Origin of the sequence: Microbulbifer marinus (assembly GCF_900107725.1) — a bacterium.
GTDB classification, from domain to species: domain Bacteria; phylum Pseudomonadota; class Gammaproteobacteria; order Pseudomonadales; family Cellvibrionaceae; genus Microbulbifer; species Microbulbifer marinus.
Genome location: NZ_FNQO01000001.1, coordinates 172,960 through 186,582, shown reverse-complemented (window position 1 = coordinate 186,582; position 13,623 = coordinate 172,960). Strand labels below are relative to the sequence as shown.

At 58.3% G+C, this 13,623-nt stretch carries 9 protein-coding genes and 1 tRNA gene; all 10 read right to left on the bottom strand.

The features are described 5' to 3' along the window. Positions 1 to 69 precede the first annotated feature (69 nt). The 10 genes from BLW36_RS00895 to BLW36_RS00850 all read right to left on the bottom strand — a co-directional run bounded on the left by BLW36_RS00895 (position 70) and on the right by BLW36_RS00850 (position 13,600). Complete coding sequence (locus BLW36_RS00895; protein ID WP_091384063.1) at positions 70 to 342, bottom strand: HU family DNA-binding protein; 273 nt, start codon at positions 340 to 342, stop codon at positions 70 to 72. Positions 343 to 596: 254 nt separating this feature from the next. Then, a complete protein-coding gene (lon, locus tag BLW36_RS00890; RefSeq protein ID WP_091384062.1) occupies positions 597 to 3,002 on the bottom strand; it encodes an endopeptidase La in 2,406 nt (801 codons plus the stop codon). 278 nt (positions 3,003 to 3,280) lie between these two features. Beyond that, on the bottom strand, positions 3,281 to 4,567 hold the full coding sequence (clpX, locus tag BLW36_RS00885) for an ATP-dependent Clp protease ATP-binding subunit ClpX (protein ID WP_091384061.1): 1,287 nt from the start codon (positions 4,565 to 4,567) through the stop codon (positions 3,281 to 3,283). Between the two features lie 168 nt (positions 4,568 to 4,735). Further along, complete coding sequence (gene clpP, locus BLW36_RS00880; protein WP_091384060.1) at positions 4,736 to 5,377, bottom strand: ATP-dependent Clp endopeptidase proteolytic subunit ClpP; 642 nt, start codon at positions 5,375 to 5,377, stop codon at positions 4,736 to 4,738. A 189-nt stretch (positions 5,378 to 5,566) separates the two neighbouring features. Beyond that, the gene (gene tig, locus BLW36_RS00875; RefSeq protein ID WP_091384059.1) at positions 5,567 to 6,880 is read right to left on the bottom strand and encodes a trigger factor; all 1,314 of its coding nucleotides are present in this window, start codon (positions 6,878 to 6,880) and stop codon (positions 5,567 to 5,569) included. Between the two features lie 194 nt (positions 6,881 to 7,074). Continuing rightward, a tRNA-Leu gene (locus BLW36_RS00870) sits at positions 7,075 to 7,159 on the bottom strand. A 191-nt stretch (positions 7,160 to 7,350) separates the two neighbouring features. Further along, positions 7,351 to 8,526: an acetyl-CoA C-acyltransferase FadA gene (gene fadA / locus BLW36_RS00865; protein WP_091384052.1), complete on the bottom strand. Its 1,176-nt coding sequence runs from the start codon at positions 8,524 to 8,526 to the stop codon at positions 7,351 to 7,353. A gap of 11 nt (positions 8,527 to 8,537) precedes the next feature. After that, a complete protein-coding gene (gene fadB / locus BLW36_RS00860; protein WP_091384047.1) occupies positions 8,538 to 10,694 on the bottom strand; it encodes a fatty acid oxidation complex subunit alpha FadB in 2,157 nt (718 codons plus the stop codon). A gap of 330 nt (positions 10,695 to 11,024) precedes the next feature. Beyond that, positions 11,025 to 11,606 carry a cupin domain-containing protein gene (locus BLW36_RS00855; protein WP_244506081.1) on the bottom strand — a complete coding sequence of 194 codons (582 nt, stop codon included), beginning with the start codon at positions 11,604 to 11,606 and terminating at the stop codon, positions 11,025 to 11,027. Positions 11,607 to 11,743: 137 nt separating this feature from the next. Then, entirely contained in the window at positions 11,744 to 13,600 is a 1,857-nt protein-coding gene (locus tag BLW36_RS00850; protein WP_091384044.1) for a beta-ketoacyl synthase, read from the bottom strand. Positions 13,601 to 13,623 lie beyond the last annotated feature (23 nt).

Sequence of the window (13,623 nt, the reverse complement as noted above, 5' to 3'; positions counted from 1 at the left end):
GCATCCGAGAGATACGCCTCTTTGAAGCTTCGACTTAATATAAGGAGGCTTCTTTACTTACCGCATACCTTAGTTCACGGCGTCCTTCAGGGCTTTACCAGCCTTGAAGTTCGGGATTTTGGCAGCGGCGATTTCGATCGGGTCGCCGGTGCGCGGATTGCGGCCGGTACGAGCTGCGCGCTCTTTAACGGCAAAAGTGCCGAAACCAACCAGAGCAACCTGATCCCCGTTTTTCAGAGCACTTGTGATGCTGTCTACCATTGCGTCCAGAGCACGGCCAGCAGCTGCTTTCGGAATGTCTGCAGATGCGGCAATTGCTTCAATCAGTTCGGACTTATTCACGCTTAATCCCTCTGTTCTTTTTTAGGTATGTTTGGGCTCCCACGTCCGGGGGCCGCTGCGTTCGAGTCTTCAATCGCCGGCGAATTGTGCGCCGGTCAATAAGCCCCGATTTATACCAACTGCCCGGTAGCGGGTCAAGGAACCATGCGGGTTTCGGGGCAGTTGGACAATAATCCACCAGCTTTGTGCCGCGGGAAGATTACTTTTTAGCCTGAGAGCGCCAGCGGGGCGCTGGCGCTCCTCCCAGGACTTGCTTAATGCGTGTGCATCGAGCGCTGCGAGCGCTCTTCGGCCTGTTTTTGCAACGCGGAATATTCCTCGTCAGACAGGGATTCCGGTTTGTGCTCGAGTGCATACTCCAACACCTGATCAATCCATTTGACGGGCTTGATCACCAGATCCTGAAGAATATTATCCGGAATATCCTTGAGGTCGCGCTCGTTGTCCGCCGGAATCAGCACAGTCTTAATGCCCCCCCGGTGCGCTGCAAGCAGCTTTTCCTTTAGACCACCAATACGTAAAACCTCTCCGCGCAGGGTGATTTCACCGGTCATCGCGACTTCCGAGCGCACCGGAATATTGGTCAGCACCGATGACAGAGCCGTGCACATGGCGATACCGGCGGAGGGGCCATCCTTGGGCGTTGCGCCCTCCGGCACATGAATATGAATATCCCGAGTCTCGTGGAAGTCCGGCGCTATTCCCAGAGCCTGAGCGCGCGCGCGAACCACTGTGAGCGCCGCCTGGATAGACTCCTGCATCACATCACCGAGCGACCCGGTCTTAATCATGCGCCCCTTACCGGGAACGGCGGATGCCTCGATACTGAGCAGCTCACCACCCACTTCGGTCCAGGCAAGGCCGGTCACGATACCGATCTTGTTTTCCTCTTCGGCGCGACCGAAATCGTATTTGCGCACACCGAGCAGATCTTCTAACTGCTCGGGCCCCACAACCGCCTTGGCGGTGGTCGACTCGCGCACATGCTCGGTAACGATCTTGCGGCAGATTTTTGCGATCTCACGATCCAGACCGCGCACCCCGGCTTCGCGGGTGTAATAGCGCACGATATCCCGCACGGTCGCATCGGAAAGTGCCAACTCGTCCTCTTTGAGACCATTGGCAGCTCGTTGCTTCGGCACCAGGTAACGCTGGGCGATATTCAGTTTTTCGTCTTCGGTGTAACCCGGAATGCGGATTACCTCCATGCGGTCCAGCAACGGACCGGGGATATTCATCGAGTTGGAAGTACAGACGAACATTACATCGGAGAGATCGTAATCCACCTCCAGATAATGGTCGTTGAAGGACTTGTTCTGCTCCGGATCCAGTACTTCCAGCAGCGCCGACGCCGGATCGCCGCGGTGATCCATGCCCATCTTGTCGACTTCGTCGAGCAGGAAAAGCGGGTTCTTGACCCCGACTTTGGAAATTTTCTGAATCAACTTGCCCGGTAATGAACCGATATAGGTGCGGCGGTGGCCGCGGATTTCCGCTTCATCGCGCACGCCGCCAAGCGCCATGCGTACGTATTGGCGATTGGTCGCACGGGCAATGGACTGACCAAGTGAGGTCTTGCCCACCCCGGGTGGACCCACCAGGCAGAGAATGGGACCTTTGACTTTCTTGACCCGTTTCTGCACTGCCAGATACTCGAGAATGCGCTCCTTGACCTCTTCCAAGCCGTAGTGATCTTTCTCCAGAATCTCCTCGGCCTTTTTCAAGTCGTGTCGCACCCGGCTGGCTTTCTTCCAGGGCACACTCAGCATCCAGTCAATATAACTGCGCAGCACCGATGCTTCCGCCGACATGGGGGACATCATTTTCAGCTTGGCCAGTTCCGCGCGGGTTTTCTTTTCCGCCTCGGCACTCATGCCGGACTCGGCAATCTTTTTCTCGAGTTCCTCTACCTCACTGGCCTCTTCGGTAATTTCACCCAGTTCCTTCTGAATGGCTTTCATTTGCTCATTCAGATAGTACTCCCGCTGGCTCTTTTCCATCTGCTTCTTGACCCGGCCGCGAATGCGCTTTTCAACCTGGATCAGGTCAATTTCCGAATCCATCAAGCCGAGCAGATGTTCGAGGCGGTCCTTCACGCTGGTCATTTCCAGCAATTCCTGCTTTTGCGGCAGTTCGAGTGACATATGGGCGGCAATGGTATCGGCCAGACGCCCCGGCTCGTCGATACCGGACAGTGAGGTTATCACCTCGTTGGGCACCTTTTTGCTCACCGAGACATACTGCTCGAACTGGGACATGGCGGAGCGTACCAGTGCCTCGGCCTCCGCCTCGGGCAACTCCTCCGTCTCCATCGGCTCCACTGTAGCCCGGTAGTGGCCATCCCCTTCGATAACATCGAGGATGTTCACCCGCTGACTCCCCTCAACCAACACCTTTACGGTGCCGTCGGGTAGTTTCAGCAGTTGCAACACGCTGGCAACGGTACCGACGCGATAGATATCTTCGGCGCCGGGATCATCTTCCGAAGCCTTTCGCTGCGCGACAAGCAATACCTGCTTGTCATTGCGCATCGCCTCTTCCAGCGCGTCGATGGATTTCTCCCGGCCGACGAACAGCGGAATCACCATATGCGGGTAAACAACGACATCGCGCAACGGCAACAGCGGGTATTCAAGTGTGGTATCGGATGACTGATCCATAGAACTCCTCTCGGCCCGATCACTGGGTAGTTGGCGCGGCATCAATGCTGCTTCAGCTTACTTTTAGCCGCCGCCTTAGTAGCTAGTTAATGGGGGAGCGGTGGCCGGAATACAAGTCTAATCTAACGGCGAATTTGTGCCGAATTCAGTGATGGGATGCTAGAAAACTTGCAGAACAGGGATCTGGACGTTAATGGCGGGACCGGCGCGCCGCCCTTCCCTGCCCATCAGGGCATAAAAAAAGCCCCAATTTGGGGCTTTCTTCCGTTTATCGCGAGTTACTCTTCCGGCGCCGCCTTTTGCGGCTGGGATTCGCTCTCGTAGACCAGCAGCGGCGCGGACTCGCCCTTGATGACCGCCTCGTCGATCACGACCTTGGCGACATTGTCGGTCGAGGGGATATCGTACATGGTCTCCAGCAGAACCGATTCCATAATGGAACGCAGGCCGCGGGCGCCGGTCTTGCGTTCCATGGCTTTGGTAGCCACGGCATCCAGCGCGTCCGGCCGGAAATCCAGCTCCACATCTTCCATCTCAAACAGTTTGGCGTACTGTTTGGTCAGGGCGTTGCGCGGTTCGGTCAGAATCTTGACCAGTGCGACACGATCCAACTCTTCCAGTGTTGCAGTGACCGGCAGACGGCCGACAAATTCCGGGATCAGACCGTAGCGCACCAGGTCTTCCGGCTCCAGATCGCGCAGAATCTCACCAAAGTTACTGTTGCTATCCTTGGATTTGACCTCGGCGCCAAAACCAATGCCGCCCTTCTCGGAGCGATCCCGGATGACCTTGTCGAGGCCGGCAAAAGCGCCGCCACAAATAAACAGGATATTCGACGTGTCCACCTGCAGGAATTCCTGCTGCGGGTGCTTGCGCCCCCCCTGGGGCGGCACGGAGGCCACAGTTCCTTCGATCAGCTTCAGCAACGCCTGCTGCACACCCTCACCGGATACATCCCGGGTGATTGAAGGATTGTCGGACTTGCGCGAAATCTTGTCGATTTCGTCGATATAGACGATACCCTGCTGCGCCTTCTCGACGTCGTAGTCGCATTTCTGCAACAACTTCTGAATAATATTTTCCACGTCCTCGCCCACGTAGCCGGCTTCGGTCAACGTAGTGGCGTCGGCAATGGTAAAGGGGACATTCAGCAGGCGCGCCAGCGTCTCGGCCAGCAGGGTTTTACCACTCCCGGTGGGCCCCACCAGCAGAATGTTGGACTTGCTCAGCTCGACGTCTTCTTTGCTCTTGACGCCAGTTTTGCTGCGCAGGCGCTTATAGTGGTTGTACACCGCCACCGCCAGCACGCGCTTGGCACGCTCCTGACCGATCACATACTGATCGAGGATGTCGGTGATTTCACGCGGAGTTGGCAGTCGACCCTCAGGACCCTCCGAAGTCTCCTGCACCTCTTCGCGGATGATATCGGTGCAAAGCTCGACGCATTCGTCGCAGATAAAGACGGACGGCCCAGCGATCAGCTTGCGCACTTCCTGCTGGCTCTTGCCACAGAAAGAGCAATACAGCAGTTTGCCGTTGTCTTCTCCGCTGCTCTGGTCGGTCATCAAAATACTCCGTGGTCTTCGGCCTGCCGGGGCCCTACATATCGGCTTCTATAGCAAGATGCTGTCTTTTGGCGGGTTTTTCAAGCCCTTTGTATTCAGCTGGGCCCAGCCCTGAATAATAGCCGCCGGCAAAGCCACCAACGGCTCAAAATTTGTCACATCGCGACTCTATTTTTCCAACGCCTGACGACGCGAGAGCACATCGTCCACAAGGCCGTATTCCTTGGCCTCATCAGCGCTCAGAAAATGATCGCGTTCGGTATCCCGCTCTATATCGCTGACAGAGCGACCGGAATGATGCGCCATCAACTCATTCAGGCGCTGACGGATTTTGAGGATTTCCTGCGCGTGGATATGGATATCGCTTGCCTGCCCCTGGGCGCCGCCGCTGGGCTGGTGAATCATCACGCGGGAATTCGGTGTCGCGAAGCGCTTGCCGTTGGCCCCGGAAGCCAGCAGGAAAGCCCCCATGCTGCAGGCCTGACCAATACACATGGTGCTGACGTCGGGCTTGATAAACTGCATGGTGTCGTAAATCGACATACCTGCGGTCACGGAACCACCGGGCGAGTTGATATACAGGTGAATGTCCTTGTCCGGATTTTCCGCCTCGAGGAAAAGCAGCTGGGCGACGACCAGGTTGGCCATATGGTCTTCGACGGGTCCCACCAGAAAAATCACCCGCTCCTTCAGCAGACGGGAGTAAATATCGAAGGAGCGCTCTCCTCTGGCAGTCTGCTCCACCACCATGGGCACCAGACCAGTAGCTGTAGGATCAATCGCGGAACGGGGATAGTCAAAACGTGCCATAGATACCGTTGCTTCCTTTTGTGGCGTATTAGGCAGGACAGCTGTTGAACGCCGCGCGCCCAAGCTGAAAATTCGGTCTTTCAGAGCTTAACCGGTCATGGGCGAGAAAGCCAGCCGGCAAAAAAGAGAGGAAAGGGGAATGGCGACCGCCGGGTTGCGGCCGCCATTCGGCAGAGGCTAACCGAGTTGTTAGCCCTGCTTCTGAGGCTGAATAACGTCGTCGTAGGTGCTCTTCACCTCTTCGACCTTGGCGGCTTCGAGGACGAAATCAACCACCTGGTCTTCCAGCACGACGGACTCAACGCCGGACAGCAACTCGCGGTTGTTGTAGTAGTACTCGACCACCTCTTCCGGCTGCTGGTAAGTAGAGGCCAGCTCTTCGACCTTTGCTTTTACGCGATCGGCATCCACAGCGAGCTTGTTCTGCTTGACGATCTCGCCGACCACCAGACCCAGCACCACACGACGCTTGGCCTGATCTTCGAACATGGTGTCCGGCAGCATCCTCTCGGCGTCTTCCATTTTGATCTGACCGCCGAACTGCTGAACCATCTGGCCGCGCAACGCGCGAACTTCGCCGGCTACCAGTGCGGAAGGCAGTTCCACCTGGTGTTTTTCGAACAGCTGGTCCATGACCTGGGTCTTGACCTTGTTCAGCGCCGCATTTTTCAGCTCGCGCTCCATGTTGCCGCGCACTTCTTCGCGGAACTTGTCTTCACCGCCCTCTTCAACACCATAGGTCTTGAAGAACTCTTCGTTCAGTTCAGGCAGCTCAGGCTTCTCGGAAGCAGTAACCCTGATATTGAAGGTGACTTCAGCACCGCGCAGTTCTTCCGCCTGGTAATCTTCCGGGAAGGTCACTTCGATGTCTTTCTCTTCACCCGGCTTCATGCCCAGGATGCCGTCTTCGAAGCCCGGGATCATCTGACCGGAACCCAGCACCAGCTGGTGGCCCTCGGCCTTGCCACCCTCGAACTCTTCGCCGTCTTTGCGACCGACGAAGTCGATGGTTACGCGGTCACCCTTCTGCGCCTTGCGCTTGGTGTCCTTCCAGGAGGACTGCTGCTTGCGCAGTACATCGATCATATTGTCGACGTCTTTGTCGGTCACTTCGGCAACCGGGCGCTCAACCTTGATTTCCGCCAGGTCAGTCAGCTCAACTTCGGGGTAAACTTCGAAAGTGGCGACATATTCCAGGTTCTCACCGGGCGCAGTCTGCTTGGCCTCAATGCTTGGCTGGCCAGCCGGCTTGACCTCTTCTTTTTGTACCGCTTCGTAGAAAGAGCGGCTCATCACTTCGCCGAGCACTTCCTGACGCACGCCGGCGCCATAGCGCTGACGCACAACCTTCAGTGGCACCTTACCCTTGCGGAAGCCGTTTACACGAACGTTCTTGGCTGCTTGCTGGAGGCGCTTGTCCACTTCCTTATCGACGATTTCCGCCGGCAAATTAACCGTTAAACGACGCTCCAGGCCGGAAGTTGTTTCGATGGAAACCTGCATGTTAATCCTCGTGAGACTATCTCTTTTATCGCGCCGCAGCGCCAACTTATACCGGGGCGCCGGGACACAGCCGGCCAACCGCCTCGCATGGCATGTATATCGGAATTGCCCGGCAATTCCCGACCGACGCCAAATACAAATAGCCCGCACCTCCCCTATTCGGGCAAGCAATGCGGACTGCATAATTCAATGTTTGGTGGGGACGGGGAGACTTGAACTCCCACACCTTGCGGCACCAGAACCTAAATCTGGCGTGTCTACCAATTCCACCACGTCCCCGAAAACCGCCTCGACGCTAACTCATTGATATCTCTGCAATTTACCGCAAAAACATCGGGTCCCGGCGACGAGGGGAGCAGATTGTGCCACAGGCGCCAGAGGGCTTCAACAAAATGGCGGCCGTGGCGGCCTGCAGATACAAAGAGGGCGCCTTAAAGGCGCCCTCTTCCATCCAGGCAGGAGGGGGTGTGTTACACCCGCTCCACGATGGTGGTGATACCCTGGCCCAGGCCGATACACATGGTGGATATACCCAGGTTACCGCCCTCGTTCTGCATGACCGACAGCAGAGTGCCCGTAATGCGGACACCGGAACAGCCGAACGGGTGACCGAGCGCGATGGCGCCGCCGTACAGGTTCACCTTCTCATCCATCTTGTCGAGCAGGCCGAGATCCTTCAACACCGGCAGAGCCTGGGCGGCGAAGGCCTCGTTCAACTCAACCTTGTCGATGTCGTCGATGGTGAGACCGGCTTTCTTCAGCGCTTTCTTGGTAGAAGGCACCGGTCCATAGCCCATGATCGACGGATCCACGCCGGCGAGCGTCATTTCGCGCACCTTGGCGATCGGTGTCAAACCCAGCGCCTTGGCTCGCTCGGCAGACATCACCAGCATCACAGACGCGCCGTCAGTGATCTGCGACGAGGTACCCGCGGTCACCTGACCGTGCTTGGGATCGAAAGCCGGCTTCAGCTGCGCCAGCCCCTCAACCGTGGTATCGGGGCGGATGGTCTGGTCGGTTTCTACCAGGAACGGCACGCCGTCGTCGTCATGGCCTTCGATGGCAATGATTTCCCGGTTGAACTTGCCCTCTTTGGTGGCTGCGGCGGCACGCTGGTGAGAGCGAGCTCCGAACTCATCCATCTGCTGACGCTGGATACCGTGCATCATCGCCAGGTATTCGGCGGTCATACCCATGGAGCCGGCGGCCTTGGCCATATACCGACCCAGCATCGGGTTCGGGCTGACATGCTCCATCATGTTCAGGTGCCCCATATGCTCGACACCGCCGACCACATAGACATCACCGACACCGGCGCGAATATTCGCCGCCGCGGTGTGCAGCGAGGACATGGAGGAACCGCACAGGCGGTTAACCGTCTGCGCCGGGATCGTGTGCGGCAGACCGGCGCGCAGCAGAATAAAGCGCGCCACGTTGAAGCCCTGCTCATCACGCTGCATCACACAGCCCCAGATCAGGTCATCAATCTCGGCCGGATCCAGCTTGTCGTTACGCTGCAGGAATTTTTTCAGCAGCTCCGCAGACATGTCATCCGCGCGCACGTGGCGGTAGACACCATTCTTGGAGCGGCCCATCGCCGTGCGTGCATAGTCGACGATTACGGCATCTCTAGGATCTAAACTCATCGCAATTCTCCTCACTTATCGCCGTAGTAGGTTTCGCCTTTCTCGGCCATTTCGCGCATGCGCTCGGTGGGCTTGTACAGCTCACCCAGCTCGGCGTACTTGTCTGCCATCTTCACGAACTCAGCCATGCCGATCTTGTCGAGCCAGGTAAAGATGCCGCCGCGGAAGGGCGGGAAACCAATACCGTAAATCAGCGCCATATCGGCTTCGGCCGGAGAGTCAACGATACCCTCTTCCAGGCAGCGCGCCATTTCGGTGGCCATGGGAATCATCATGCGCTCGATGATTACATCCTTCTCGAACTCTTGCGGCTCGGCCACATGCGGCTTCAGCAGCTCGTAGGCCTCATCGGTGGCCACCTTCTTGGGCTTGCCCTTCTTGTCCTCCTCGTAGTTGTAGAAGCCCTTGCCATTCTTCTGGCCGTAGCGCTCGGCTTCATACATCACATCGGAGGCCGCCTTGAAGGATTTGCCCATGCGATCGGGGAAGCCTTCCGCCATTACTTCCTCGGCATGCACGCCGGTGTCGATACCGACCACGTCCATCAGGTAGGCAGGACCCATCGGCCAGCCCCAGCGCTCCATGACTTTGTCGATTTCCTGGAAATCGGCACCGTCGCGCACCAGCATGGAAAAGCCCGCAAAGTACGGGAACAGTACGCGGTTGACCAGGAACCCCGGACAGTCGCGCACGACAATCGGCTTCTTGCCCATTTTGTTGGCAAAGGCCACCACACGGGCAATCGCGTTGTCAGAGGTCTTCTCACCGCGAATCACTTCCACCAGCGGCATCTTGTGTACCGGATTGAAGAAGTGCATGCCGAGGAAGTTTTCCGGTCGCTTCAGGGCTTCAGCCAGCTTGTCGATGGAAATGGTCGATGTATTGGAGGCGATCACGGTGTCGTCGCTCACCTTGCCTTCCACCTCGGACAGTACCGAGTGCTTGACCTTCAGCTTTTCCACCACGGCCTCTACCACCACGTCGACATTGTCGAAGCCGTCATAGCTCAGGGTCGGTTCGATGCGGTTCAGCGTCTCACCCATCTTGGCCGGCGTCATGCGGCCGCGATCGACGAGCTTGGTCAGCAGCTTGCTGGCCTCCTTCAGGCCCAGGTCGATACCCTTCTGGTCGATATCCTTCATCTTGATCGGGGTACCCTTATAGGCGGACTGGTAGGCAATACCGCCACCCATGATGCCGGCACCCAGCACCGCAGCGCGCTCGATCTTCTTGTCTGCCTTCTTCTCCCAGCCCTTGGCAACCTTGCCGATTTTCTGGTCGTTCAGGAACAGGTTGACCAGGGACTCGGCGGTATCGGTCTGGGCACACTCGATGAACTGCTCCTGCTCGATCTTCAGCGCCTCTTCACGACCGACCTTGTAGCCCTGTTCGATGGAGGTAACCGCTGCAACCGGGGACGGATAGTTTTTACCCGCCTGCGCACCGACAAATGCCTTGGTGGTGAAAAATGCCATCATCGCTTCGGTATCGTTCAGCGGAATCGGCGACTTCTTGACTTCGCGGCGCGCCTTGTAGTCCAGCTCGCCGTCGATAGCACGGCCAAGCAACTTGAGCGCTGCGTCTTTGAGCTTGTCTGTCGGCACGACGGCGTCGACGGCATGTGCGGTCAGCGCCGCATCCGGGCGCTGCTCTTTGCCGGCGGCAATCCACTCGGCGGCAACATCGACACCGACAACGCGCGGCAGGCGCACAGTGCCGCCCCAGCCAGGAATCAGGCCCAATTTCACCTCAGGCAGACCCACCTTGGCCTGGTCGCCCATCACCCGGTAATCACTTGCGAGACAAACCTCGAAACCACCGCCCAGCGCGTAGCCGTTGATGGCGACAACAGTCGGCACCGACAGGTCTTCCAGGCGATTCATGTTTTCGTTGTTCTTGTTCATCAGATCCGCAATACCCTCGGGGCCCGCGGAGAAGGCGCCACCGAACTCGGTGATGTCGGCACCGACAATAAACACGCTCTTGCCACTGGTCAGCAGCACACCTTTGATGCCATCCGCCGCTTCAATGGCGTCCAGCGCCTGAGAGAATTCTGAAACTGTCTGGCGATTGAATTTATTGACGGACTCGCCTTGCAGGTCGAAAGTGAGCTCGGCGATGCCGTTGTCGAGCATCTGCACCGATAGCGCTTTGCCACTAAATAACATTGATTGACCTCTTTTATTCGGGGCCTGGAATCCTGGCCCGGGGTCGGGATTGTTCTGCGACCGGAACGTCTGCGGACCCGGCGCAATGCCGTGACACGAAGACACAATCCAGTCAGCCAGCCTTAGTATAGCCAGATTCAAACGATTGTTTGAATACTATTTTCTTACAAATGAGATGGCACCAAAGGTGCCAGAGTTCAGAAATTCACCAACCTTTCGGCTGGTAGCGAGAAGAGTCGGACGGAAGTCTATATCCAACCGCGCCGGCATATCAGCCCCGTGGCGCCGGTTGCCTCGCATTCCGCGCAGCAATCAACACAAGGATTCAGCTCAAATGGTGGAAGGGGAAATTGCGCTCACCAGCACACAGTCGCAGTCGCCGACGTTGCGAAATCGATGCGGTCGATCGCTGCTGAAATAGTAACCATCACCAGGACCCAACAGCGCCACCTCCCCGCCGACGGTCACCTCCAGCTTTCCCGCTACGATGATTCCACCTTGCTCACCGCCCCGAGTGAGCAATTCCGCGCCGCTATCCCCACCCGGCGGGTAGACAGTATAAATAATGGACATTTCGCGCCTGTCGTTGACGGCACCGAGAAGCCGGCGCCGAATCGGCTCTACCCCGACATCAGGCATCTCGTCTGCACGGAAGAACACCTGCGTATCATCGTCAAGCTGCAAACTGAAGAACGCGGACAGCGACAGGGGAATACCGTCCAGTACTTTCTTGAGGGATCCAACGGAAGGGCTGACTCGCCCCTGTTCGATCAGGGAGATGGTGGCGTTGGTTACGCCGGCGCGCCTGGCCAGCTCCCGCTGGGAGAGGCCATGCATCAAGCGCACCGCCTTCAGACGCGGCCCAACGTCATCGCTGCTATTGGCATCCTGCGCCTGAACAACCGATTCCATGCTTGCCATGCTGTCGCCTGGGTATTGCGGGACCCACAGTTTAGCGCCATCAGGGCCCGGCGGACAAAGGAGTCACGCCGACATTACAGAAATCCGCCACAGCGGACATAACAAGCCCCCAGCGGAAAATCGGCGTTTCACACCATATCGTCGAACGGATTGCTGTTGGGCAGCTCTACGGAAGGCAATCCCGGCAGGGTAACCTGGTCGACAGACATCTCGATGTCACTCTCGTCCACCAGGCCTTCACCGAAGCGGTAGATCGCTTTCAGATCACCACGACTGGCGCGGGCATCGTAAGCCAGCGACTGCTCGGTGACAGCCTCGTTGCGCCTGCGATACTCGGTAATCGCCTTTTCACCGTGCCGCTTGGCCAGCATGCTCTCCGCCAGATGCGGCGCCAACACGGTAGCGGTGGCGTTGTTGCCGCCGAACCCCTTGGAGTTCAGGAAAGCAACGTCCAGCGAGCCCGCATCTCGCTCGCTGTGCTGCAGCGAAATATCCAGGTTCTGGTGATGGACGTCGTCGGCTACCCGGTCGATGGTGGTAATTCCCGGCAGGATACCGCGGGCAAAAATCCCAAGACTGGTGATGAGCTGGTCACCACTGGCGGCCGCCACCGTGTGGCCGAGATAGGCCTTCACCGCACACACCGGCCATTTCTCGATGCCGAAAGCACCGGCCAAGCGGTCGAAAATTGCCGATTCGGTCACCCGGTTTTGCGGCGTGCTGGAACCGTGTGCCTGCACGAAGCTGCGCCGGCGCAGACTCTCCTCGCCTACGATCGCACGCGCTTCCGCCATGGCCCTCGCCACGGTCAAATAATTGCCCGGTCCGGGTGCGGAAATGGATTTCTTGGTACCGTCTGCATTAACAAATACGTTGGCGACGGCGCCATGTACAGTCGCCCCCAGCTCCAGAGCCAGCGCATCGTCCATCAGGATCGCCCACTGGGTGCCCTCGCCCAGGGTAAAGCCGCAGTTCTCACCAAACGGCCGGCTGGCGCGGCGGTAATCAATTTCACCGGAGAAAATTTTGCGCAGGTTGTCGATATTGGCCAAGGCCCCCATCGTCGTATAGCCGTCCACAACCTCAGGTACCAGCGGCGCTTCCGCGGCACCGACAACCGCAACGCGGGCACGGCCCGAACGGATGTCCTCCACGGCTGCGCGCAGGTTGTACAGGTAGGTGGCACAGGCTCCGGCGACGGCCCCGGTGGTGCCGACACTGCCCAGCACATAGGCGTTGACGAAGTCCGCCGGCATGCTGGTCAATCCCAGCGCCAGCTGCTTGGAGCTGACTCTGTTGCCGCGCAGGCGCGACTGCAACAGACCGCCGTTACCGTAGGGGTCCAGCTGACTCATGGCGGAGCTGGCATAAACGGAAATCTTGTCCGGGCCGGCTGCTGCAACAACGGTTTCCCAATCGATACCCAGCGCCTGCACTGCGTCCGAGGCGCCCAAAATCGCCAACTGCAACCCGCGGGGATGAAAGCGGGAGTTATACAGCTCTCCCGGCTCGAACCCTGTCGGCAGCTGACCGGCAGAGGCGACCGGGATTTCGCGATAACTGTCGAGCATGACCGAGAGGCCTCCGGCGCGCACTCGAACTCTGCCGTCACCGAGAGACTCGACCTGCCAGTCCGCCGGCAGGGGTTCCGGCAGCTGGCGCGCCGACATTTCGAAGGTAAAGCCATCGGGGCTGCGCAGCTCCGCCGGCTGGTGGAAATGGCATTTGCGGTAGTCGTAAAAACGCTGTTCCAGTTCCCGCACCAGGGTGCGATCAAGCACCTGCCGCTCCATGTCCGCGTCCAGGGCCCCGTCTGCTTCCGCACCGGTGCGCAGCCCCATCAGTGCCGCGAGATCGGACAGCGTATCGGTCCGCTCGGCGGCGCCGAGCTGGTCCAACACCAAGCGGCGATAACCGCGGTGGAAAGAACTGCGACCGGCGGGGTTAAAGCCGCCGAAAGCGGTGATTACGGGAAGACGCTGCATCCTGACCTCCAGCGAAGCGCTGA